The organism is Fibrobacter sp. UWS1, assembly GCF_002300445.1.
Classification (GTDB): domain Bacteria; phylum Fibrobacterota; class Fibrobacteria; order Fibrobacterales; family Fibrobacteraceae; genus Hallerella; species Hallerella intestinalis.
On the sequence record NZ_NSGW01000001.1, the window covers coordinates 1943163 to 1967666 of the forward strand.

A 24504-nucleotide genomic window follows, 5' to 3' on the forward strand; every position below is an offset into this window, starting at 1 on the left:
ACCGCCAAATTCAAAAACAGAACCTTCTCTTTCGCTTCTAAAAAAGGCAGGTAAACAAGGTCTTTTCCAAGCAAAAATAGGAAGAGCAGGAACATTATCCTGTGCATAAATAAATTGTTCCGCCGCAATGGAATCCGAGGAAAGTTCTAAAACGAATTTTTTTTGCTGAAAAAACGAGCTGAAAAATGAACCAGCAAAAATTCCCGCCGCTAGAATGCAAAGCGGAAAAATGAAAAAGGCAACTGTTTTGCTTTTTCCTATCACAATCCAAATATAATTTTTTTGTCTTCGAAATTTTTAAAATATTTTCATTCGCTTCATAAAAAACAATCATGCGAATTTTATGGATTTTCTTCTTTTGAAAATTTTTACTTTTATCAAAGCAATCCACTCTTTTCCTTTTATACAATGCCCATTTATACAGTTATTCTTCAGAAAATTCTATACCGCATTCTGCTTATTTCCGGGTGGAAAAGAAAAGTCCTATTTTTCAATCTGGATTATATTTATCCAAAAATTTCTCTGCATCAAAAACGGACTTTCCGAAAAAAAATCCTCCAAAATCTGAGTTTCGATGTTGCCAATTTTTTAACTCGGAATTGTATTTATTCTTCAAACGATAAACGATTTCAAATAGATTCGCAAAGCATACCTGTTCTAGAAAAAATGAAAAATGGGGGATTGATGCTTACCGCTCATTTTGGCAATTATGAAGCCATCGGTCCCTGGCTCGTTCGCCTTGGAATTCCCCTTACAGCCAGCTATGCAAAATTGCACCCTGAATATCTCAATCGGTGGGTTTACAAACATCTTCGTTCTATTGATAATTTTAATTATTCACATTTTATAAACAACCCGCGCGATATTCTTCAATTCCTAAATGAAAAAAAATTATTTTGTTTGATTGCCGATCAGGATTTTCGAAAAAATCGCTTTATTTTGGGAAAATTGCTGAAAAAAACGGTTCATTGCAATCCTATTCCACAATTTATTTTAAATCATCGTCCCAAATTGCCCATATTTATTTGCTGGATTTATCCACAAAATCACAAACATATTTTGTTTGCTAAAGAAATTTATCCACAAAATGGACAAGAACTTTTTGAAATGTACCACCAATGGCTAGAATTTCAAATTCAAATCGCTCCGGAAAGATGGTACGGATGGTTGCATCGGAGATATTTATCCGCTTTAAATGACGAGAGTAAAAAATAGTGGGCACAGAAAAAAGATTAGCGACTAGTGCCCTTCGATTAGTTCGACAATGAATGTTTCACGTGAAACAATTTTATCTATTCTAATAAGGCAACTAGTTAGTGATTAGCGATCAGTGGGTAGTTGGGACGTTAGGAAAAACAGCTAACCAGAATGCAAAACATCTCACAGTCTGCGAGAAAAATTCACCGTGTGAAAAAGATGTTCACACTTTAAAAAATTAAATTGCGACTACTTAGTAGAAGTATATAATTTCAAAAATCAAAAACAAATAATCCTAAATGAATTAGCTATTTTAAAAGCAAAACAGCACAATATGTGCGAATGAATTTACTGAAATTCATTATTTACGAAAGGATTGAAAAAAAAATGCAAATTAGAAAGTTTACTTCCAATGACATTCCTTCTATGCGAAGCATTTGGAATGAAATTGTCAAAGAAGGAAACGCGTTTCCTCAAGAGACCGAATTTGAAAACGACGAGGAAGCATTTCAATTTTTCAAAAATCAAACTTATACCGCCGTTGCCGAAGAAAAAGGAATTATTTTAGGTCTTTATATTTTACACCCAAACAATATCGGTCGCTGCTCTTCAATCGCTAATGCAAGTTATGCCGTTTTACAAAAACACAGAGGAAAAGGAATCGGCGAAAAGCTTGTCCAAGACAGCTTACGGCAGGGAACTCTTCAAGGTTTTCATATTTTGCAATTCAACGCAGTTGTCAAATCCAATATCGGTGCTATACACTTATATCAAAAACTCGGGTTTAAAACTCTTGGAGAAATTCCGAAATGTTATCGCCAAAAAGATGGAACATTCGAAAATTTGCTTTTATTTTTTCATGAATTATAAAATACACATTCGCAGATTGTTTCACCCGATTTGCACGCATTAGCGACTAGCGGCGAGCGGTTGGTGAGCTTGCCGAACCATGGTTAGAGTGGAATGTAGGAGAAACGACTAGCCAGAATGCAAAATACTTTGAGATCTGCGAAAATAAATTGGGATTTATATACAAAATTCCACCACGATTTATTTGTAAGTAGTTAGTGATTAGGGGTTAGTTGAAAGTTGGGAGTTGGAACTGATAATTGAGTTCCCCTTGTGAAAGAAAAAGCCCCGCTTGAAAAGAAGTTCACCCTCTCGCAATGTAACACACTTTATTCCTCCCCAGAATCCAAAATTTCCCACAGCAAAGCGTGGCGGGGATAGGGTGAAGGGAAAAGGGGCTGCCCATGAGTCTTAAGAGTTTTACTCTTTTAGACGAATTGTCCCTGGAAGGGAGCCTTCGCAAAAGCATGTAAGGCGAATGTTGCGCAGCAAGCTTGCTTGCAGGCATTACTGAGCCGCAGCCGCGGACGCAACGCGTCAACTCAGAAGCCCCCTTATCCCTTCCGTCCGCCGAGCAGGCGAGCACCTCGCACTCTGCAAGAAGAAATTTTCCTTGTGAAAAAGAAATTCTCGTTTTAAAAAAAAATTTTAATTGAGAGTATTTGGTGGAAGATCGTATATAATTCCCCAAATAATGGGATTTATATATAAAATTCCACCTCGATTTGCTTGGTTGGTGTGCTTCGACAGGCTCAGCAACCGGTTGTCGAACCATGGTTAGGGATTAGTGGTTAGTTGAAAGTTGGGAGTTGGGAGTTGAGGGTTGAGGGTTGAGGGTTGAGGGTTGAAACTGACAACTGAAAACTGAAAACTAATAACTGATAACCGAGTTTCCCCTTCTCGCCATGGCACAATATCCAATTCTACTCCAGAACCTAAAATTTCCCACCGCCAAGCGTGGCGGGGGATAGGGTGAAGGGAAAAGGGGGCTGGCCTTCGCAACTCAGAAGCCCCCTTATCCCTTCCGCCCGCTGCGCAAGCGAGCACCTCGCAGTCTGCGAGAAGAAATTTTCCTTGTGAAAAAGAAATTTCTGTATTGAAAAAAAAGAGTTCCACTTTGCGAAAAAGATGTTCACACTTTGAAAAAATTTTTAATTGAGAGTATTTGGTGGAAGATCGTATATAATTCCCCCCAAAAAAAATTCCACTTTTGAAAAATTTTTAGGTTCTATAGGACGAAAGCGTGTATTTGGTTAAAAATGGACGTATTAGATAATACCAGAATACTACGGAAGTACCATAGCCCCTGTAAAATCCACAATATCAAAGTTATCGTCGGAGCCTAGCCTTATAAGCAAGTCCTTGTTGGCGATGACGAATTTCTTTACTGCATTTATGTCCGCAGCTGATAATTCCATTTTAGGGTTATCTACCAATATACGGGGGTTGTCGTCTATGGACATCGGAATCATCCCGTGTGCATTTGGGTGGTCGCCTTTATTGCATTGTATTTTGATTCTGTTAGCATGCCTCATTTTTTTCCAAGTACCACTATCATCTACATAGATATTTACGGGCAGACCCGTTCGTTTCTTCCGCAAACTTGAATATGTTTGCCAGCATTTTGTGTTCTGTAATGCAACTTGATTTTTAATGTAATAATAAATCTCCATTTATGTGGCTATATCTATAGCAAGACAACTACAAACTTAATATAACCACATATCAGGGTGTGCTAAGGTTGTTTGCGTATTTAGGAACGTTTACAAATACTATGGTAATAATGTATATTCCCTTTTTTATCTATGCGTACACACTTTTAGCCTACAGAGCCAATTTTTAATTGCGAGTATTTGTTGGAAGATTGTAGGTATCTTCGATAAACTCAGCAACCGTCTGCTGAACCACTTTACAAAGCAATTTTTAGAACCTCCTATATTCATTTTGAAATTGCACTTTCATCTTAAATTATTCACATTTTGAATTATTCACATCCAATTAACGGCAATATTTCATTTCCATTTTTCATATTCATCAAATAGAATTGCCTATATTATTTTCCATCTGATTTATTCACATTCATCACTCAAACAGAAAACTTTCATTCTCTGTTTAAAGAAAATTGTGAATACTATGTTCAAATTTTATATTACCACAAGAGATTTAACCCAAAATTATTCACATTTCAATAAAAAATAATTTTATTGAAATTCACATCATTTTTTCAATTTTTAGAATAAAAATGTTTCACGTGAAACATTTTTACTTTTATTCACAATTTATCCTATACAAAATGAAAAATTTTTCTTTTATCGTATTTTATTTTCTATTTAGTTTTTTAAATTGTTTCACGTGAAACACTACTTTGACTCTGTACAAGAAAACCTTCTTTTACAATTTCTTTCCGATAAAGGAATTACTTTATCCGATGATAAATTGGAAAAATTGTATGAATACGCCAATCTGGTTATTCAAGGTAATACGCAAGTCAATTTAATTTCTAAAAACGACATTTCAAAATTTTTATCCCGCCATATTGCCGACTCGTTAATGCCCTTTATTGTTCTTTCTCAAAAACAATATTTAAAATCAGGAATGATTTGGGCAGATATGGGTGCCGGTGGTGGATGTCCCGTTTTTCCATTATCTATTGTTTGTCCTGAAATTCAATTTTTCGCTTCAGAACCTCGCCACAAAAGAGTTCTTTTTTTAGAAGAGACCAAAAAAACTTTAAAATTGGATAATTTGACCATCGTGGGAAAACGTTTTGAAACTTCGGAAATAACCAATTGTGATATTATTTCTTGTCGGGCTCTTTCTCGTTTTGAAGCCGATTACGATCGCGCTCAACTCGGACTCAAAAAAAATGGTCTTTTCATCACCTTTAAAAGCAAAGAAATGACCAAAGATTTAATGAATCTTTCCGACATTCATTTTATCGATTATCATCTTCCTCTGGAAACTCAAGAATACTCATTAGTCATTAAGGGAATCTATGGGTAAAATTATCGCTATTTGCAACCAAAAAGGTGGAGTAGGCAAAACAACAACGGCAATCAATCTTGCTGCAAACTTTGCCGCTTTAGAAAAGAAAACTCTTCTTATCGACATGGATCCTCAGGGAAATGCTTCTCAAGGTCTGGGTTATCTGGAAAGCCAAGAAGAAGATATTCATGAAGCGTTGAAACTAGCAGAAAGCCCAGATTCCATTACAAAGGATTCTCTTCAAAAATTCATTTTGAAAACGGAACTGGACTATTTAAAAGTGATTACCGCCGGTCCGGATCTTTCCGCTATGGAATTGGAATTGGTCAATGCCATGAGTCGGGAACATCGCCTCAGAAGAATCACCAATGTTTTAAAAGAAGACTTCGACTATATTATTATAGACGCTCCTCCTAGCTTGAACCTTTTGACATTGAATGTCCTCACGGCAGCCGATAGCGTACTCATTCCCGTCCAATGCGAATATTACGCTCTTCAAGGACTCGCCGAATTATTCAACACCATCCGGCTGATTCAAAAAAACTTGAACAGTTCCTTGAATATCGAAGGCGCCCTTTTGACCATGTACGATGCCAGACTCAGCTTGTCCAGACAAGTCGCCGAAGAAGTCCGAAATGTCATTCCGGAAAGGGTCTTTAAAATCATGATTCCAAGGAATGTGACTTTGAGCGAAGCACCTTCTCATGGAAAACCGGTTATTCTTTATAACGTCAAAAGTCCAGGCTCGCAAGCCTATATGAAACTCGCAGAAGAAATCATCAACGGGGCAAAATAATATGGGAAAAAAATCTAACGCACTCGGAATCGGTCTCAACTCCATTATCAGCAATCATTCCACTCCTTTAGACGAATCCATTTCCAAAGATGAAAATGGAAACAGCATTCAAATTGAAAAAATCAATTTGGATTTGATTGACGCGAACCCATACCAGCCCCGAACAGAATTCAACGAAGAAGAACTTCTTGAATTGGCGGAAACCATTCAAGAACAGGGTTTAATTCAACCCATTACCGTTCGCAAATTCAATGGGCGCTATCAAATCGTCAGTGGGGAACGCCGAACCCGCGCTGCCAGACTCGCCGGATGGACAACCATCGACGCCTACGTCCACGAACTTCTTTCCGACAAAAAAATGGCGGAATGGTCGCTCATCGAAAATATTCAGCGCGTGGATTTAAACGCCATCGAAGTTGCCAAATCCTATACGCAACTTTTGGAAAATTACGGCTATACCCATGATGATCTAGCCAAAAGCGTCGGCAAATCCCGCGCAGTCATCACGAACTCCCTTCGGCTTTTGAAACTCCCCGAACAAGTACAAACCTGGATTATCGAAGGAAAAATTTCTCAAAGCGCAGCCCGTGCCCTCCTCAGTCCTGGCATTTCCGATCCGGAAGCCGTCGCCCGAGACATCATCGAAAAAGGGTTGAACGTCCGCGATATTGAAAATCTGGCTAAAAATAACGAACCTAAAGAACAGAATCCGGAAAAAACTAAAAAGGAAATCAAACCTTTGGATGCCAACATTCAGGCTTTCATCCAGAAAATGGAAGAATTTTTTGGCACCAAAGTCAAATTGCAGCAAACCGCAGACGATTCTTCTAAAGGAAAATTGATTATCGATTACTATTCTTTTGAAGATTTGACCCGAATTCAGGAAAAAATGGAAGGGCTGAATTGAAAAATCGCTATCATATCATTCAAATCATCCCATCGGATTCGGGACGGACAGTTTCCATTAAAGTCAATTCCATTCTTTGGAAATTATTCTGGATACTGTGGATTGTTATTTTAGCATTAGGCGGATTTATTTTTTATAAATTCACTTTAATCAATTCCATTATCGTCAGCTCGCGTCAAGTCCAAAAGCAAAACGAAGTTCTTCTCAAAAAACAGCAAGAATATGAATTGTTCTTTTCCGAATTGGATTCCATATCCACCATGGAAAGGCAAATCCGGAATATACTTCACACCTTTTATGAAACGGATTCTTTAAAATTGGCGGCTGTTATTGAAAAAAATCGTTTCGACTTCCAGCCCAGTTCAAAAAATAGATTTACCGCCGAGTTGAAAGGTTACTTTACAGAGGAAAAAAGGCAGAACTGGGAAAACATACCCAGCATCATTCCCACCATCGGCATTGTCAGTAAAAATTTTTCAAAGGAAGACAATCATCTGGGCATCGACATTTCTGCGAAATTGGACGAACCTGTTTTTGCTACTGCCGATGGAAAAGTGCTTTCTGTTTCCAAAAGTAAAGACCGCGGTTTGCACATCGTCATTGATCATGGAAATAAATATGTGACCAGTTATTCCCATTTGCAAAAACAATATGTGCAAAAAGGGAAAAGCGTAAAAAAAGGCGAAGCCATCGGAACTGTCGGTTCCAGCGGAAAAACGACAGGGCCGCATATCCATTACGAAATTTTGAAAAACAACGAACCCATCGATCCAGAACTTTTTATCGAGGAATAAAAATATGGCAAAAGAAAACGACGGCCAGTTTACACAAATCAGTTCATCCATGAATCTGACTGGCGATATATCCGGTTCCAGCGATATTCGCATTGCCGGAAAAATAAAAGGAAATATCGAAACAACAGGCGATGTCGTCATTGAAAATTCCGGTTATGTGGAAGGAGTCATCAAATCTAAAAACGCCATGATTGCGGGAAAAGTCAATGGAGACATCGAATGCAGTGAAAAATTAGTTCTGGAGTCCAAATCTTTTTTTGTAGGCAATATCAAGACAAAACTTTTAGTCATCGAATGCGGTGCTAAATTGAATGGGAATTGTCATGTTTCTACAGAAAAAGAATTGGAATCTCCCAAGAAATAAAGAATTGCTCTTTCAAAAGGTAAACAGCTCTTTTGCAGAGCTGTTTTTTATTAGAGGGATTTTCACATCTTCTTTAAATAGTCTATATATATATAAAAGAGAATGATTTAGATAATGTGAATATGTGGAAAAATCGGATTATTGTAAACGTAAGTGGTTGATTTTTAAAAAGATAAAACAATTGTGGATAGATTTTTTTTGGTGAAAACCCTGAATTTTATTCACAGGATTCAACGTTGAAAACCGTATCCGTCGATTTTTTCAACATCTTTCCCTATTTAATTCAAAAAAGGGATGTTGAAAATGAAATTTGAAAAATTTTGGATTTGATTTGTGGATAAATTTGTTGAATTAATCTGTATCACATTGATTTATAAAGACTTACTGAAAGTGATGAATTGGGATTAAAATTTAACTAGATTTGAATTATGGATCAGAGAAATTTTAGAATTGGGCAAATATCAGATCTCCATTTGGATTTTGGAGAAAAAGAGAACGTCTCTGTGGAAAAATTTCAGGTTACTTTACGGGATGCCGAAAAGTTCGATTTAGATTTTCTGGTTTTAAGTGGAGATATAACGGAACATAGTTATCGCCGAGAATACGAAATTTTCTTTGAAGTGATGAAAACGTATTCTCATCCGTGGTGTGTGATGGCAGGAAATCACGATTGTTCCGAGGATTTGGTGCGTTATTCCTCCATTCCTTTAAAACTTCAAAATGGGGAATATTTTGATCAGCGGGAAGTGAAAGGTGTTCCTTTTTTCTTTTTGGATACTTCCTTGGGAAGCGTGTCTAAGCAGCAGTTGGTGTGGCTGAAAGAAGAAGCGAAACAGAAAACGGGTGAAATTTTTTTGTTTATGCATCATCCACCTTGCCTTTGCGGACATCTTTTTATGGATTCTTTGTATCCGCTCAAAAATTGGGAAGAAGTCAAAAAGGAAATTTTGGAAATTCCAAATCTCCATGCCGTTTTTGCGGGGCATTATCATTCCGAAATGACCTTGGATTTAGGAAAAGGGAAAATGCTTTATTTGACCCCTTCAATACAAATGCAATTAAATCCGGAAGTTTCTTCGTTCGATATTCTTAGTACGGTTCCCGGTTGGCGTTATATTGAATATAAAGAGGGAAAAATACGAACAGAGGTGCGTTATCTTTGATTTTTTTATAGAAGACCCTTGATTTTTTAGAATAGTTATCTAAATTAGGTGGCATCTGGCGGTTTAGCTCAGTCGGTAGAGCAACGGAATCATAATCCGTGTGTCTGTGGTTCGACCCCACAAACCGCTATTATTTTTAAGCGAAGGAATTTAATGTGAATAAAATGCGTTTTGCTTTCTTGTTCTTGTTGATTTCTTCCTTTTTTTGTATTGGCTGCGGGGAAGATGAAAATGCCAATTTGACGCCGACTCTTCCTACCAAAAGTTCTCAGAATGTAGCCGCTCCCGTTTCTGTTCCCACATTTTCTGCGCCTGCGTCGAGTGCCATTGACGAAAAAAAAGCCCAGCAATATGCAAATGCAAGTGCTGCACTAGTGATTTTGGGTGAAGAATGGTCTTCTAAAATTGATCAGGCGCAAGGTGAAGAAAAAGTGAAAATTCTTCAAAATTACGGAGAAGCGCGAAATCAGGTTTGCAGCCGAATGGGGCTTGCCGGAATTGCAGAATTTAACTGGATTACAGAAGTCGCAGTAAAAGATTCCAGCAATATGGAAATTTTTGCTAAAGTGGGAATCGTACTGAATTAAGTACGAGTTATTTTAAAAAATTATCTTAGTAATAGATACGTGCCAAAGGATTTTTTGGTTTATAGAATTTCCCAGAAGTTTTGGGAAATTCAATGATTTCAAATTTCTTTAGTTTTTTATTTTCCGGAGTTTCCGCTCCAGACCCTGATGGGACTTTTCCTAATGTTTTGGAGTCACAATAGTGTGCCTCATTGTATCTGGCTTTTGGATTACCCAGATATTTTAATATAGCATCCCGTAGTTTAGAACTATAATTGGGATCATTTAGATGAAATCCGGCCATGTAATCGCAAAATTCTTGCAAGTTATCATTAAATTTAGAAGTGAATTTGATTTCCATTACGGATTTCCTCTCTTTTACAGGCCCAAGGTTTTCTTTAAGTTAGCCTTAAACGCGTCAAAAGAAATATATTGTGCCGGGTCATAGGGGTTTTCTCCATCATGATAGGGCTCACTCTCCCAATCATCATCCCCCCAATCGTCCACGCCCAACCCTTCACGTGACTTAAGCGGTTGTTTGAACTTAATATCTATCGTAAGGCCGTCACGACTCTCACTATGTTCCATAATGTATTTGCTTTTGGCTATTCCCATAGCTTTGAGGACTTCTGTCACATAGTCTTTACGCAATTGGTTCTGTCAAATAAACTGTGTCATTTAGTTTTTGTTAGCTAAAAAAAGAGCTTTGAAATTTCAAAATTGAAGAAGCGAAAAGCAAAATCAAAGCGATGTTTTTTCAACTCGATTTTGTCTTTGCGACAACTTCAAATTTCTCCTTTTGAAGCAATTCAAATATAACAAGAAATGATAAAATTATCATTCCTTGTTTGAAAAAAAATCATCCAATTAAAGTTTTTGTGTTTCCGTTTGGGGGCGGAGAAAATTCATTTTGGAATTTGATTTAAGTTGAGTGGATTAAATCTTTGACCAAAAAGAATCGATAATTTTTGTACGCAAGTTGTCCAGTTTTGCAATGGCTTTTTCCACTTCTTTTTGATATTTCGATACGCCAAGTACACGAGTTTTACAAGCGAGTCATCATTTGGAAACAGACCTTTTGTTTTTGTCACTTTTCGAATTTGGCGATGATAACCTTCGACAGTATTTGTCGTATAAATAATGCGACGAATTTCACTTGGATAATCAAAATAACACGAAAGTTTATCCCATTTTTCTTTCCAAGATTGAATGACGATTGGATATTTTTTTGCCCAATTTTCTTCTAATTTTTTTAGTGCAATTTCGGCTTCCGTTTTGGTCGATGCCGCATAAACTAACTTCAGTTCTTTCAAAAATTCTTTTTGTGATTTTGCGTTAATGTACTTGAGTGAATTTCGAATTTGATGCACTACACACAACTGAACATTGGTCTTTGGAAACACGGATTCTATTGCGTCCGGAAAGCCTGAAAGTCCGTCTACACAAGCGATGAGAATGTCTTCCACTCCGCGATTTTTCAAATCGGAAAGGACTTGCATCCAGAATTTTGCACCCTCGCTTTGCGACACATACATGCCTAGCAAATCTTTGTAACCATTTGAATCAACACCGATGACATTGTAAATTGCTCGCGTTGTTACGATGCCTGATTCATCTTTTACTTTGTAATGAATTGCGTCCATCCAAACGATGGGATAAACCGTTTCTAAACGTCTCGTTCTCCATTCGTTAATCTCTGGCCACACGCGTTCTGTGATGTTGCTAATGGTATCGGCTGAAATGTATTCGCCAAAATCATCTTCCAAATATTTTTGAATATCGCGCATACTTTGTCCGAGTCCGTAAAGGCCGATAATTCGGTCTGCAAGACCTTCGGCAAGCACGGTTTGACGTTTCTTCACAATCTCAGGATTAAAGCTTCCTTCGCGGTCTCTAGGCGTGTTTATTTGGACTGCTCCGTATGCCGTTTTTATCTCTTTCGGCATTTTCCCATTGCGCCGATTTTCTCGATTTTCGGGCTTTGTTTTTTCCAAATGAACATCCATTTCCGCTTCTAATGCAGCATTCAAAAAATCTTCCAATACTTGGTGAAATGCTCCGTCTTTGCCAAAAATTGGCTTTCCTGTTTTGAACTGAGATGCTGCTTTTTTGATCATCTCTTTATATTCTTCGTGTGTCATCATAGTTCCTCAATTTACATCATTTTTCAAATGATGCTTGGTGGTGAATGACACAGTTTTATGGATAGAGTCACGCAATTCAATATCGGCGGCAGAATATGAGCCGCTCTCATGAATGCTTATAGATTCCTGACTGTGGAGAGGTAATCCCTTCGTTTCAATGGAAATGCCCTTGTACAAAGAACCCAGAGTGGTTTTCATATCATCTTCGATACCTGCCGCGAGCTCCTGCAATCTTGTTTTTTCTGTTTTCATAAATCCCTCCGTGGTTATACATATATAATCATATATAGTAAAATTACAGAGCCATTATTAAAAAAAAAATCGTTTATTATCATTGCTATGTTTTTTCAATAGGCGTTAAATTTTAATATTAGCAATCAGTGATTAATGATTAGTGTCCTTCGACAGGCTCAGGGACCACCCTTCGACTAGTTGGAACTGGGAACTGAAAACTAATAACCGAGTTCCCCTTGCGAAAAGAAGTTCATATTTGAAAATTTTAATTGCGAATATTTAGTGGAGGACCGTATAAATTTCCATTTTTTGGATTAGTGAATTTTTTTGCACGGATTCAACACAGAAAATTTGAAAATAAAAATCATTTTCCTTTTTTCGCATATTAATTTTCTTGATGAGGAGTGTTTTTATGCATAAATGGATTTGGTTTGCTGTTTTCTTCGGCTGTGTTTCTTTTTCTTTGACAAAGCCGATGCCCCCTTTTCCTATGCAGCATATACAATCTAATGGTGATACGCTGACATTTTATCAACGTGGCGATGAATTTGAACATTATAAAGAAACTTTAGATGGATATATTCTGGTTTTTTGCGATAAAGATTTGTGCTTTGCCAATTCGCAAGGAGAAAATTCCGGGATAAAAGCTTCTGATAAACGGGATGCCGCTATACAAAAATTTTTAAACGGGATAAATAAAACGGAAGTACGAAAAATTTATCTGCAAGAAAAAATGGAAAAACGTTCGCGGCGGCCTTATGGAAGTTTTCTGAAAACAGACAAAGGAGTGCGCCGAAAACCTTCGGCAGAAAGTTGGACAAAAGGGGAGCAAACTTTTTTAATTGTTTTGGTTAATCACAGTTTAAAATCCTGGACGAATACGGATGCGGAAAATTTTAAGCGGATGTTGAATGAAACGGGTTACAGCGACAACTCGCATTTTGGAAGTGTCCGGGATTATTATATTCGGCAATCCGGCGGTATCTTTAAACCCACGTTTCAGGTTATTGGACCTTATGATTATAACGGGACGCCCAGCGGAAATGATGTGAATGTCATGGAAGCCGTATTGAATGCTGCCTATAATGCTGGAGAGCTGACCTCATTGGATTCTTATGCAAAAAATAGCGATGGAACTTTTGTAGGCCTGGTTCTTGCTGGTTCTACAGCGGATTACAAGATGGACAATGTTATTTATATGGGCTGGATGAATAAGAATTTCAAACCGGGAAAAGTGGGCAGATACGTTTATATTCCGGGCAAAGGCAATTTTGATAATGCATCCATCGATGGTATGGGAACATTTGCCCATGAATTTGGACACGTTCTTGGGCTTCCGGATCTTTATCAAACGAATACAGATAAGGGAACTTTTACAACTCCTGGCGAATACGATGTAATGGATGTGGGCTGTTATAATCATTGGGTAAATACTGCGACCGGACAGATTTATGGAACGCACGTTCCCAATATGAGTTCTATGGAGCGAGAATGGCTGGGCTGGCATAAACCTATCGATTTGCCGGATAATGATGGCGTTTATGCAATACCTTCTTTTGATTCCAGTAATTTTGCTTATCAGATTGTGGACGCAGAGGATGCGAATCAATGGTTTGTACTGGAAAATCGGCAAAAAAGCAATTGGGATGCCTCGCTACCGGGACATGGACTTCTTATTTGGCACATCGACTATGATCAGCAAATTTGGGATTCGGAAGGGGTGAACAATTATACGCAATATGTAGATATTGAAGAAGCTTCGCTTTCGTCCGCTGATGCGTATTCTTATCCTGGCATTCAAAAGATAACGGACTTTGACCATTTTTACAACTGGAGCGGAAATAAAATTTATAACAAAATTTCCCATATCACGGAAAAAAACGGCTACATCTGTTTTACCGTCGGCAATGCTGTTTTAGAGGAATGTCCGCCAAAAAATTCTTCGAGTTCTACGCTATCGTCCAGCAGCGTCACTTCTTCAAGCTCTATGCTTTCATCAAGCAGTGAGGTCTCTTCAAGTAGCAGTATCCAAATGGAACAAAAAGAATTTATCTATGCGGTTTCATTGCCGTTGGATTCCTCTTATGGAACGGTTGAAGTTGCGTTGGAAAATGAAATTTTTGATTTTTTGGGATTTGTTTCTTCGGAAATGGCAAATTTATTGGGTAACGGCCTTTCGTATTTTGTTTTGAATCCGAACGATACCAAGGATTTTGTTTCGACGGCGACAGAACCCGGAAACTGGTTTGATTCTTTGGGCTACAGCACTTCATGGGAAAATGAAAAAGCCAGAATTTTTTCGGAAATAGATCTTGTTTCAGCGAAAGCTAAAATTGGGCATTATCCGTCCCGAGCGCAAACAGGCGATGTCTATTCTTTCCGTCAGGGATTTTCCTACGGCGCAAAGGAAGCGATTCTTTCTTTTCAAGTTTCCATTGTTTTGCCGGAACCGACAGAAACATTGGCGCAGCCTTTTGAAATTTTTGGACAGAAACGCATTTTTGCAAAGAGAATGTTCTTACATGAAAATATTTTTATGCTTTTGCAGAAACGAAACGCGGTGTTGAACATTTACGATTTGAATGGAAATCTGAAAGTCGGTATTCGCCATCCGTATTCTGCGGATGTTTCTTCTGAAATGCGCTCTTTAAAAAATGGAGTCTATCGGGCGGTTTTGCGAATCGATGGGAAAATAGTCATCACAGAATCTTTGCATTATCTGCGCTGAATTTTAAAGCGGATTTTTATCGGGAATTGGCAATTTTAAATTTGAAAAAAACGCAGACTTTTACGCCTGCGTTTTTGTTCATCAGTTGATTTCCATTTTAGATTTTTTCGAAGGCTTGCGTCAAGTCGGCAATCAAGTCGTCCGCATTTTCAATGCCCACGGAAAGCCGGATTAAATCCGGGCGAATGCCGGCTTCCAAAAGCTGCTCGTCGGAAAGCTGGCGATGGGTATGGCTTGCCGGATGAAGAACGCAAGAGCGCGCGTCGGCCACGTGGGTTACGATGGCTATCAATTTCAGTGAGTCCATGAATTTTATGGATTCTTCCCGCCCGCCTTTGATTCCGAACGCCATGACGCCGCAGGGGAGGCCGCCGTCGAATTGTTTCTTGGCAAGAGCGTGATAAGGGTCTTTTTCAAGGCCTGCATAATTGACCCACGCCACTTTGGGATGGCTGCTTAAAAATTGAGCAATTTTGATGGCGTTTTCGCAGTGTTTTGGCATGCGGAGAGCTAGCGTTTCCAAACCGATATTCAAGAGGAAGGAATTCATGGGAGCCTGAATGCTTCCCAAATCGCGCATCAGCTGGGCGGTCGCTTTGACGATATAACCTTTTTCTCCAAAAGCTTTGCTGTAAGCGAGACCGTGATAAGAGGGATCGGGTTCAGTCATGCCGGGAAATTTGTCGGCATGCGCAGACCAATCGAAACGACCGCTATCCACGATGCAACCGCCTACAGTCATTGCGTGTCCGTCCATGTATTTAGTGGTGGAATGCGTGACGATGTCCGCTCCGAATTCAAACGGACGGCAGAGAACCGGCGTGGCAAATGTATTGTCGATGATAAAAGGAACACCGTGCTTGTGGGCGATGTCGGCAAATTTTCGAATGTCGGTGACGTGGCAGGTCGGATTCGAAATGGTTTCTCCGAACAAGGCTTTTGTATTCGGTCGGAAAGCTTTGTCGATTTCTTCTTCGGAAGCATCGGGATCAATAAAGGTGACTTCAATTCCCAATTTCTTCATCGTGACGGAAAAGAGGTTGTAAGTGCCGCCGTAAATTGCAGAGGAACTCACAAAATGATCGCCGGCTTCGCAGATGTTGAAAATAGCGTAGAAATTTGCCGCTTGACCGGAACTGGTGAGCATCGCGGCAACGCCGCCTTCGAGTGCCGCAATTTTGGCAGCGACGGCATCATTGGTCGGATTTTGAAGGCGAGTGTAAAAATAGCCGTCCGCTTTCAAGTCAAAAAGGTCCGCCATCTGCGCGCTGGTATCGTATTTAAAAGTCGTGCTCTGGTAAATCGGAAGAATCCGGGATTCTCCTTTTTTCGGAGTCCATCCGGCTTGAACGCATAGGGTTTCTTTGTTCAGTTTCATATTGAATCCTTTTGTAAATGCCGAAATAAAATAAAAAATTGAAAATTATATATGAAAGCCGATTTGACATATACAAGGCAATTTAGGGGATGTTGGGACTGAAGCAACTTGGAGAAGCGGAAATTCCAGGCCTCCAAGGATTCATTTGTATATAAATTCCTTTTTTTCATCTTGGCTAGAAATACCGACCAGCCGATATCTGGTGCTGCGTCCTTTTGCCTTTGTTTTTTTGAGGATTCCTTTTTCGACGAGATCCGTCAAATCGCGTAAGGCGGAATCGTGCGAAATGCCGGATATCTTTGCCCATTCCGATGAGGAAATTTCCACAGAAGAGTTTTGCAGAAAACCGTTGTCTTGGCGCAAAATTTTCAAGAGGCGCATTTTACGGTCGGAAAGAGCAATTCCTTCAATGGATAGCGACATTGCCGCCTCTGAAAATTGTGGCGAAAAATGATTGGTGGCGCACTCTATGGCGGCATTTAATTTTTCGATGAACCACAAAAGCCATTCTGTAATTTCCCCGTCCCCTTGCTGAACTTTTAAAAGTTTTTCGGCATAATCCGCAGGATTTTTCAATAGTTCGGAAAACAGGGAGTAAAACCGATTGTGCGAATTTTCGCTACGGGAAAGTTGGATGTCGGAAAGAAGTCCGGCAATAGCTTTGTTCCCTTTTTCAAAAGGGCAGATGGTGAGAAACCAGAAATGCGCGATGGCCGCTTTTAATACATAGTCCATTTCTGCCGCATTGAAAAATTTCAGAAAAAGGGAAATTTCCTTTGCGATGCGCTCCGGTTCCACTCCGGGTTCCGCGCTTTCAGAAGTCCTAAAATGCCCGCCGCCTTTTACGCAGGCTGCGTGCCATTCGAGCAGGTTTTCTTCGGAGATTTCCTTCTGAAAATTCCGGGAAGCCCCCATGAAGGTATCGAAAGCTTTTTTTGAAAGTTCTGCCGATTCCGCTTCGAAGGATGCTACCAAATCCCTGCGGGAACATTCCTCTGCGTCGCACTTGTCCAGAGCCAGGGAAGCGATTCCCGTCAAATAACCTTGTGCCATCCGGACGCGCCCAAGCGAAGTGGTTACCTTTTGCTTGTAACGGAATTTTGTCCAATCGGGATATTGGTAAATATAGAGCATTTTCGCTGAACAATATACCTAATAATAAACCGGTGTGTTGTAGGAGCCGATGGCCATGATTTTGAAAGATTCGATGGATCCCGGTTCGAGTTGTGTGTAGATTCTGATGGCGACGACTTTTTTCAAAAATTCGTTCAGGGGAACTTCTGTTTGACTATCAAGGCTCGCCCAAGAGTTAAAATCGTTCCAAGAAATTTTTATGGCGTTTATGCTGCCCTGGCGGGGGATATTTGCAAAATAGTTGTCGCTTTCCAGATAGTTTTTTTCATTTTCAGGGACTAATTCAATGATTGCTGCCGGACCGCTGTAGGCGATGCTGATTCCGCCCCAACCGGTAATATCCCCGCCGACGGTATCGCTGTCCGTGACGTTGAATCCGACGCCGATGAAAGGTTTTTGATAGCTGCTGTCGTTAAAATGCAAAGAGTCGCCCAGAACGAATTCGCCGCAAAGACCATTGCAATGCTCGATAACCGGATCCAGAGCCTTGTCATCGTATTCGTTCCCGGTTTCCACCGGCCATTTGATTCTTGAATTTCCTCCGAGAGAGCTGTCCGAGTACACGAACCATCCACCAGCGTTTTCACTGTACTGGTTGTATTCCGTCTTTACTCGGAATTCACTGTCGTTGCCGTACCAGGACATTTCGGAAACGAGTTCTTCCCATCCGTTTTTCTGGCATACATAGGCGATGTTGCTGTAAGGGCCAATTTCCATTTTCCCGATGTTCGAAGAATCGCAGATCATTCCCTCGTAGATGTCCCTTTCTAGCAAAGACAAATATTGCCAATTGTTTTGGCTGCATTTGTAGTAATTTGTCGAAGTGATATAGTGAACGCAAGATTTGTAGTGATTTACTTCGATTATTTCGCCCTCGTTCGATTCGTCGCATGTTTTATCTTGCGTATCGTAGTCCAGTCTGTAAGATTGAATCCAGGAACCGTTCTCGCATTTGTAATATTCTTCGGAAATTTTACTCTCCTCTATTTTTCCCTCGTTTTCCGCAGTGCATTTTTGACCTTCCATCGCGTAATCCGCTTGATTGGGGCTTGCCCAACCGCTCGATTTGCAAACCTTGTCCAGCCCGGAGATTTTTCCTTGGATAATTTCCCCCTTGTTCGAATCGTTGCAAGCAATTCCGTAGGTGTCGTATGCCCAAATGGTGAGGACATCCAGCGAGTCCGCCGCTTTCCACGTTTCATGGAAACAGACGTATTTTTTTGCGGGGGTTGCCTGTAGGAAAAGATCCCCTTCCGAGCATTTGGCGGGATTCGCCGTCGTCGAATCGGTTGTGGGAATCGTGTCCGCAAGCGAACCATAGAAAGTGCCGACCGTATCGCTTCCGCAGATGATTTCATAGCCTGTACTGTCGCCGAGTTCCTCGAACTTGCAGGAGCTCTCCGCAAGATTCCCGATGGAGCCTACGACCGTTCCGTTGCAGATAAATTCAAAATCGGAGCCTCCCTCTATTTTTTTAGCTGTACATTCCATCGCTGTATCGGAATCCGCAGGAACGTTTCCTGTTGCGGAGTCGCTGTCGAAACAGGCGTTCAGGGCGAAAATGGAGAGGAGAATAGCCGCTTGCTTGCTTGCAAAATTTGTCGCTTTCATGGAGGGTTTCCTTTCTAGCTGGGATGGCTAAAGTTGTTGTCAACTTTCCGTTTAAATTTAAAACTATTTCCCTAGAGTAGCATCGGTTGTTTGTATATTTTCAACGCAAATTTTGCGTTGAAAACAAATATAAAACATTGACTAAATAAAATTTCTTTTGAAAATAGTGAGAGGAAAAGCTGTTGAAGCTCTTCTGAATGTCTGAATTGTTTTTTTTGCAAAAAACAAGATTGGCTAAATTTTAATAAAATTTGAAATATTTAGTCATTCTACGCATAAATTGCGTATAAAATAAAGAATTTTGTAAAATCTTTGAATCACCTATTGGATTTTGCCCAAAAGCGATTTATCTTTCCGTTGTCATAGAAATCCCGCATGGCGGGAAAAGGAATTCAAATGTACTATCCTTCTATTAAAGTTCTCGATTGCACCATCCGTGATGGTGGCCTTGTAAACAAGCACGATTTCAGTTTGGAATTTGTCCGTCGCCTTTATCAGCTTTTGACCGCTGCTGGCGTGGACTACATGGAAATGGGCTACAAAAATTCTCCCGATCTTTTTGACCCGAAAGATTACGGTCCGTGGAAGTTCTGCGATGACGATTTGCTTTGGAAAGTGCGCGACGGCATTGAAAGCTCTGTGAAATTTGCCGTGATGGCGGATGTCGGTCGTGTCAATTTGAAAGCGATCAAACCCGCTTCCGAATCTCCATACCAGATGTTCCGCGTGGCGAGCTACGTGAAGAATATCGACAAGGGCATCGACTTGGTGAACACCTTCCATGATATGGGCTATGAAACGACCTTGAATATTATGGCTGTCAGTCGCGATCGCGGTCCGGAACTCGACGAAGCGCTTGACCAGGTGGAAAACGAGTGCAAGGCGGACGTCCTTTATCTGGTGGACTCCTTTGGGCATTTCTATCAGGAAGACATCGACCAGTCCGTGAAACGCTATCGGGAACATGTAAAAACGAAAAAGTTCGGATTCCACGGGCATAACAACCAGCAGCTGGCTTTTAGCAATACCATTCAGGCGATTATCAACCATGTGGATTATCTGGATTGCACGGTAACGGGAATGGGTCGCGGCGCGGGAAACTGCACAACGGAACTTCTTTTGAGCTTCTTAAAGAATCCCAAATACGATGTGCGTCCCGTACTGGATGCGATTACGGAATTGTTTGTGCCGCTTCGCCAGAAATACGAATGGGGCTATATCATTCCGCAAATGATTACGGGTTCTTTGAACTTGCATCCTTCTTCGGCGATCGATTTCCGCAAGGGACCGGAAAAGGATATGTATCGAAAGTTCTACGAAATGATGATGAACGAATTGAACATCTAACAGTTGAAAAGGAAAACGAAGCCGCTGCAAAGCGGCTTTTTAAATTCACGGAATTTTGGCTATTGACCGCTCTCGATAAAGCTAAAATGGATTTCGTTGAAAATAATAAATTTGACTTGGATATTGGACTTTATCGAAATGGCTATGCAAAAAGAAATTCTCGATCTCTGTGAACGCGTTTCTCATGTCACCTACGAAAATCTGACAAAAATCATCCGCTATTCTCAAGCGAAAAGCGCTGATGCGGCACGCAAATTGGACGACAGTTATGAAAATGATTTGGACGCCTGGATGGGCGGCGGAACGTGCTTCAGTTTGACCTGGCATTTATACCAGGAACTTCTTCGCATGGGATACAAGCCGAAACTTTTGATGGGCGACAAGCGTATTGAAAAGAATGTGCACTGCGCATTGCTTTTGCCGCTTTCCGAAAAGCGCTATCTGTTGGATCCCGGCTATTTGATTTTTGATCCGTTGGAAATCCCTGCCGAAATTCCGATGCAAAAGACGCAGGCATTTTTCCCGCTGGTTCCGAATGCGGTGCGCTTGGAACTTTTTAACGGCGTTCTCGGGCTTTTCACGGGTTCTGCCAAGGGACCGCTGAAATTGCGTTTTGAATTTGATATTCGGGGAGTTGGCGAACAGGAATTTCAAAAACACTGGAGCGCATCGTTTGATAAGGAAATGATGACTTATCCGGTGTTGAACAAACTCGATAGAAAAAACGGCATCCAGTATTATTATCAAAAAGGAAACTTGCTTGTTCGCGATAAGAACGGTTCGCGTTTGGAACAAATTGCTCCGTCGGAGCGAATCGAAAAGTTGAATGCGATTTTCGGGATTGGGCGGGAGACCATTGAGCGCGCATTGGGCGTGTTGAAAGAATTTTGATTTTGAAATGGCGTTAGTGACCGAAGCCCGGACGGGTTCGGACTCGCCGTAGGCGAGGCTGAACGGACGGCGCGCAGAATGTGCGGCGATAACGCGAGGGCACGGCACGCCGCAGGCGGACAACGCTATGGGTTTAAAAACAAGAAAGCCCGGCAAAAAATTGTCGAGCTTTTCTTTTTGGGAATGTTAATTTTGCAGGTTTACGCTGGCGTTTGCTGCGCCGTATAAACTGATGCTGTAATCCTTGATGACATAGATCGGCATTTTCTTCAAAAGCGGCAAGATGTTCGGGTTGTAATTTTGTTCAAAATATTTCATGAACAGGTTTTCTTTGATGAGCCAGCGCAAATCTTTTTGCATGGCTCCGCCGGCAAGGTAGAATCCGCCGAAAGGCAAGAGCATGGCGCAGACGTCGCTGGCGTAACGGGCGAGCATTTTGACCCAGAGAGTCATCATTTCTGCGGCGACGGGATCGGTATCGCTTGCCCGGCTGATGTATTTGGGGCGGTCGCTCCAATCGGTCGCTTCAATTTTCCGGAAGGCGTCGTTGTCCGGAATGCCGCGGGTGTCGCGCCACCATTCATACAGGTGCGCAAGCCCTTGCCCTGCGCAGAGCGGTTCTACGCCGGGAACTTGGCCGATGCGCTTTTGCATGTAGTCTCTGAAATCCTGGGAATCTTTGTCGAACGGCGCAAATGAGATATGCCCGCCTTCGGAACTTGCCGGGATGTATTTTTTCCCGTCGAAAACCAAAAAGGATACGCCCATTCCGGTTCCCGGTCCGATGACCGCTTTTGTGGAAGGCTTGGAATCGGGAGTGGTGCCGTCTAAATGGGGCATTTTGTAAATCTGTTCCGAATCGTTTACGTTCAAAGTCGGAATGCCGTAGCTGATGGCGACAAAATCATTGACGACCAGAACGGGAATGCCGAGTTTTGTGGTGAGTTCGTTTCCGTCCACGCGCCAGGAGAGATTTGTCATGACGCAGCGATTTTCGGAAACGGGCCCGGCGGCACTGATGCAGCAATGGCTGGGTTTCAAGTCCGCGCGTTTTTCGGCGGCAATGTGAAGGGTTTCCGTAATCGGGGCTTCTAAACCGGAAAGATTCCCAGAAGCATAGTCCGCTTTTAAAACCAGAGTGAATTTTCCTTCTTTATAGGCGACAAGTCCAATGTTTGTGTTGGTTCCGCCCACATCGATTGCCAAGACCAGTCGTTCAAATTCCGCTTCGGGATTGCACCATTTTAAGTCCATAAAAACTCCATCATGTTAAAGGCCGCTTCTAAAAATTCATTTTCAAAAAATCGGTCGCAGAGCTTGTCGAAGCATCGCTTGGTCTCTTTCGATTTTTTCAAATTTGTTTTTAAAATCGCCTGAAAGTAATATATCTAAAATTTAGAATGGAAGGAACTTTCTGAAATTCGCCGCTGCCTTTTTGGGAACGATTCCGGCTTTGAATCGATTTTTGATTCTTGCCACAAGGGGAATCTGTTATGCTGGACACGTTCGTAAACAAATTTGGGCTTCGCTTGGATTCCATACGGGGATGTGGGATTATTTTAAAAACGTTCCCCTCAAAAGGAGGCTGTTATGATTTTTTCTGTTAAACGTTGTGCGCCGATTTCGGTAGCTTCTCTGCTTGCGGTTTCTTCGGCTTTTGGAGCGACCGCTTTTATTAATCAAATCGGTTACCGTTCCAACGATGCTAAGGAGTTCACTATTGCAGATGCTTCTGGCGCAGTGAAAATTCTGGATGCGTCAGGACAGGTGGTGTTGAGTGCTGTGCCTTCGGAAGTTTCTTATTGGGCGCCGAGTGGGCAAAATGTGCAGCGGGTGGATTTTTCGGAATTGAAACAGCCGGGAACGTATTCCATTCAAATTGGCGGCCAGATTGTTCGTAGCGATTTGAAAATAGTCGATGATACTTTTGAAGAAGTTTTGAAAGCTTCGCTCAAGTGGTATTATTATCAGCGGGCGTCTATGGCTTTGGAAGAAACTTATGCGGGGCAGTGGAAGCGGTCTGCGGGGCATACGACGGGCAGCATTTCTTTACACAGTTCTACAGGGGAGTCCGGAACCATCCAATCTTTGAAAGGCTGGTATGATGCGGGCGATTACGGTCGCTACATTGTGAATTCCGGCATTACGACCTACACGCTGCTTTCTTTGTATGAACATTTTCCGAATTATTTTGGCACGTTGAAATGGAACATTCCGGCGGATGGCGCTTTGCCCGATTTGCTCGCCGAAATCAAATACAATTTGGATTGGATGCTTTCGATGCAGGCGGCGGACGGCGGAGTCTATGGCGGATTTTCGTCGCTAACGCGACTTAGGTTTGTAGTTTAACTTGCGTATAAATATACTCTAAAGGGGTCATAAAGTCAAGCCTTTTTCGAGGCCTGTTGTTCAGTTTATCCTGTATCCAGCGAACTTTCCGGGGAGAGATTCCCTTGAACGACTCCTTCTTGGGAAGATATTGGCGTATTAGACCGTTCATGTTCTCGTTGGCACCGCGCTCCCAGGAGTGGTACGGGTTCGCAAAGTAGTAATCCGCCTTCATAGCTTTCGCTATTTCTGCGTGACAGGCGAACTCCTTCCCGTTGTCCGAAGTGATTGTGAGAATCTTGACTTCGAACGTTTTCTCAAAGTCCTTCAGCGCCCTCACAAGCGTTCTCTTCAGGTCTTTCGCGTTCTTCGTCGGAAGATACCTTATCAGGCTGTAATTCGTCATCCTGTCGTTGATCGTGAGCAGGTTCGCGTCATGGTCCGCGCTGTTTATCAGGTCTATCTCGATGTCGCCTACGCGTGATTTCTCGTCCACGATTGCCGGACGTTCCTCGATGGGCACGCGGCCTACAATCTGGCCTCTCTTGTCCTTCTTCTCCCCGCGCTTACGGTATGGTTTCTTGCCGTGCCGCAAGTGCTTCTTCAGGTCCTCGTCCTTGTTCACATGCCTGTATATCGTGGCGACGCTAGGGACACCCATCCCATCGAGTTTCGCGCGTCCGTTCACCTGTTCGGGAGAGTAGTCTTCCTTGATTTTCCCGTCCACGATTTTCCAGTCGTCCTCGTCGTAGTCGTAATGCAGGTGACTTGTCGCGGCAAGGAGGTCTGCCCGTTCCTGCGACTTGACCGGGTCGTAATGCTGGCGGCCGCCGCCCCTGTTTAGTTCCCTGTAGATTGTGGATTTGTGGACCTTCAGCTGCAAGGCTATGTTTTTCGGGGGGATCTTTGCCGCATTGAGCGCTCGTATTTCGTATCTTTGTGCTTGGTTGAGACTCACCGCCATGTCCTTTTTTGGTAGAATCGGCAAGGTAGAAAAGTTTCGGCCAGGTTCCCCAGGGGCTAGCCCTAGGGAACTTTTTTTCTTCCCGATTCAACCTATATCAGTCGCATTGACGGTGAAAATTCGC

The 24504-nt window shown here is 41.6% G+C and carries 23 protein-coding genes and 1 tRNA gene; 14 read left to right on the forward strand and 10 right to left on the reverse strand.

Going from position 1 to position 24504, the window contains the following annotated elements; translation table 11 throughout:
* The first annotated feature begins 408 nt into the window (after positions 1-408).
* The gene (locus BGX14_RS08440) at positions 409-1215 is read left to right on the forward strand and encodes a lysophospholipid acyltransferase family protein (protein WP_095879605.1); all 807 of its coding nucleotides are present in this window, start codon (positions 409-411) and stop codon (positions 1213-1215) included.
* Positions 1216-1539: 324 nt separating this feature from the next.
* Complete coding sequence (locus BGX14_RS08445; RefSeq protein ID WP_233126457.1) at positions 1540-2067, forward strand: GNAT family N-acetyltransferase; 528 nt, start codon at positions 1540-1542, stop codon at positions 2065-2067.
* A gap of 1265 nt (positions 2068-3332) precedes the next feature.
* On the opposite strand, the gene BGX14_RS08455 is transcribed toward BGX14_RS08445, so the two are convergent.
* Positions 3333-3719 carry a hypothetical protein gene (locus BGX14_RS08455; RefSeq protein ID WP_095879607.1) on the reverse strand — a complete coding sequence of 129 codons (387 nt, stop codon included), beginning with the start codon at positions 3717-3719 and terminating at the stop codon, positions 3333-3335.
* 679 nt (positions 3720-4398) lie between these two features.
* Between BGX14_RS08455 and rsmG the strand changes: the two genes are divergently transcribed.
* The 8 genes from rsmG to BGX14_RS08495 all read left to right on the forward strand — a co-directional run bounded on the left by rsmG (position 4399) and on the right by BGX14_RS08495 (position 9642).
* The gene (gene rsmG / locus BGX14_RS08460; RefSeq protein WP_158223275.1) at positions 4399-5049 is read left to right on the forward strand and encodes a 16S rRNA (guanine(527)-N(7))-methyltransferase RsmG; all 651 of its coding nucleotides are present in this window, start codon (positions 4399-4401) and stop codon (positions 5047-5049) included.
* Positions 5042-5827: a ParA family protein gene (locus BGX14_RS08465; RefSeq protein WP_078776586.1), complete on the forward strand. Its 786-nt coding sequence runs from the start codon at positions 5042-5044 to the stop codon at positions 5825-5827. The genes rsmG and BGX14_RS08465 overlap by 8 nt, the downstream gene beginning before the upstream one ends.
* A gap of 1 nt (position 5828) precedes the next feature.
* The gene (locus tag BGX14_RS08470; protein ID WP_095879609.1) at positions 5829-6734 is read left to right on the forward strand and encodes a ParB/RepB/Spo0J family partition protein; all 906 of its coding nucleotides are present in this window, start codon (positions 5829-5831) and stop codon (positions 6732-6734) included.
* Positions 6731-7528, forward strand: a complete 798-nt coding sequence (locus tag BGX14_RS08475; RefSeq protein WP_073304692.1) for a M23 family metallopeptidase — start codon at positions 6731-6733, stop codon at positions 7526-7528. Before BGX14_RS08470 ends, BGX14_RS08475 begins: the two co-directional genes overlap by 4 nt.
* A 4-nt stretch (positions 7529-7532) precedes the next feature.
* Positions 7533-7892: a polymer-forming cytoskeletal protein gene (locus BGX14_RS08480; protein ID WP_073304694.1), complete on the forward strand. Its 360-nt coding sequence runs from the start codon at positions 7533-7535 to the stop codon at positions 7890-7892.
* A gap of 428 nt (positions 7893-8320) precedes the next feature.
* On the forward strand, positions 8321-9055 hold the full coding sequence (locus BGX14_RS08485; protein WP_095879610.1) for a metallophosphoesterase: 735 nt from the start codon (positions 8321-8323) through the stop codon (positions 9053-9055).
* 57 nt (positions 9056-9112) lie between these two features.
* A tRNA-Met gene (locus BGX14_RS08490) sits at positions 9113-9185 on the forward strand.
* A gap of 25 nt (positions 9186-9210) precedes the next feature.
* Positions 9211-9642: a hypothetical protein gene (locus tag BGX14_RS08495; protein WP_369833009.1), complete on the forward strand. Its 432-nt coding sequence runs from the start codon at positions 9211-9213 to the stop codon at positions 9640-9642.
* Between the two features lie 25 nt (positions 9643-9667).
* On the opposite strand, the gene BGX14_RS08500 is transcribed toward BGX14_RS08495, so the two are convergent.
* The 4 genes from BGX14_RS08500 to BGX14_RS08515 all read right to left on the reverse strand — a co-directional run bounded on the left by BGX14_RS08500 (position 9668) and on the right by BGX14_RS08515 (position 12017).
* Positions 9668-9982 carry a hypothetical protein gene (locus BGX14_RS08500; RefSeq protein WP_143394197.1) on the reverse strand — a complete coding sequence of 105 codons (315 nt, stop codon included), beginning with the start codon at positions 9980-9982 and terminating at the stop codon, positions 9668-9670.
* A 17-nt stretch (positions 9983-9999) separates the two neighbouring features.
* Positions 10000-10257 carry a hypothetical protein gene (locus tag BGX14_RS08505; RefSeq protein WP_095879612.1) on the reverse strand — a complete coding sequence of 86 codons (258 nt, stop codon included), beginning with the start codon at positions 10255-10257 and terminating at the stop codon, positions 10000-10002.
* 269 nt (positions 10258-10526) lie between these two features.
* Positions 10527-11762: an IS256 family transposase gene (locus tag BGX14_RS08510; RefSeq protein WP_095879753.1), complete on the reverse strand. Its 1236-nt coding sequence runs from the start codon at positions 11760-11762 to the stop codon at positions 10527-10529.
* Between the two features lie 9 nt (positions 11763-11771).
* Positions 11772-12017 carry a hypothetical protein gene (locus tag BGX14_RS08515; protein ID WP_095879613.1) on the reverse strand — a complete coding sequence of 82 codons (246 nt, stop codon included), beginning with the start codon at positions 12015-12017 and terminating at the stop codon, positions 11772-11774.
* 472 nt (positions 12018-12489) lie between these two features.
* Between BGX14_RS08515 and BGX14_RS08520 the strand changes: the two genes are divergently transcribed.
* Positions 12490-14727, forward strand: coding sequence for a M6 family metalloprotease domain-containing protein (locus BGX14_RS08520; RefSeq protein WP_158223276.1), 2238 nt, complete (start codon positions 12490-12492; stop codon positions 14725-14727).
* A gap of 97 nt (positions 14728-14824) precedes the next feature.
* Here BGX14_RS08520 and BGX14_RS08525 read toward each other — a convergent pair whose 3' ends face one another.
* From BGX14_RS08525 to BGX14_RS08535, 3 genes are all read right to left on the reverse strand, one after another.
* The gene (locus BGX14_RS08525) at positions 14825-16105 is read right to left on the reverse strand and encodes an O-acetylhomoserine aminocarboxypropyltransferase/cysteine synthase family protein (RefSeq protein ID WP_095879615.1); all 1281 of its coding nucleotides are present in this window, start codon (positions 16103-16105) and stop codon (positions 14825-14827) included.
* A 141-nt stretch (positions 16106-16246) separates the two neighbouring features.
* On the reverse strand, positions 16247-17239 hold the full coding sequence (locus BGX14_RS08530; RefSeq protein WP_095879616.1) for a Fic family protein: 993 nt from the start codon (positions 17237-17239) through the stop codon (positions 16247-16249).
* Positions 17240-17257: 18 nt separating this feature from the next.
* Positions 17258-18850, reverse strand: a complete 1593-nt coding sequence (locus BGX14_RS08535; protein ID WP_095879617.1) for a hypothetical protein — start codon at positions 18848-18850, stop codon at positions 17258-17260.
* Positions 18851-19246: 396 nt separating this feature from the next.
* Between BGX14_RS08535 and BGX14_RS08540 the strand changes: the two genes are divergently transcribed.
* Together BGX14_RS08540 and BGX14_RS08545 are read left to right on the forward strand one after the other, a co-directional pair.
* Positions 19247-20197 (forward strand): aldolase catalytic domain-containing protein, encoded by a 951-nt coding sequence (locus BGX14_RS08540; RefSeq protein ID WP_095879809.1) that lies wholly within the window; start codon positions 19247-19249, stop codon positions 20195-20197.
* 138 nt (positions 20198-20335) lie between these two features.
* A complete protein-coding gene (locus BGX14_RS08545) occupies positions 20336-21088 on the forward strand; it encodes a hypothetical protein (protein ID WP_073304712.1) in 753 nt (250 codons plus the stop codon).
* Between the two features lie 186 nt (positions 21089-21274).
* On the opposite strand, the gene BGX14_RS08550 is transcribed toward BGX14_RS08545, so the two are convergent.
* Positions 21275-22342 (reverse strand): glucokinase, encoded by a 1068-nt coding sequence (locus tag BGX14_RS08550; RefSeq protein WP_073304714.1) that lies wholly within the window; start codon positions 22340-22342, stop codon positions 21275-21277.
* Between the two features lie 336 nt (positions 22343-22678).
* Here BGX14_RS08550 and BGX14_RS08555 point away from each other — a divergent pair, with 336 nt between their 5' ends.
* Positions 22679-23437, forward strand: a complete 759-nt coding sequence (locus BGX14_RS08555) for a glycoside hydrolase family 9 protein (RefSeq protein WP_095879618.1) — start codon at positions 22679-22681, stop codon at positions 23435-23437.
* Here the strand turns inward: BGX14_RS08555 and BGX14_RS08560 are convergent.
* Positions 23421-24380 (reverse strand): IS30 family transposase, encoded by a 960-nt coding sequence (locus BGX14_RS08560; protein WP_095878741.1) that lies wholly within the window; start codon positions 24378-24380, stop codon positions 23421-23423. The genes BGX14_RS08555 and BGX14_RS08560 overlap by 17 nt on opposite strands.
* Positions 24381-24504 lie beyond the last annotated feature (124 nt).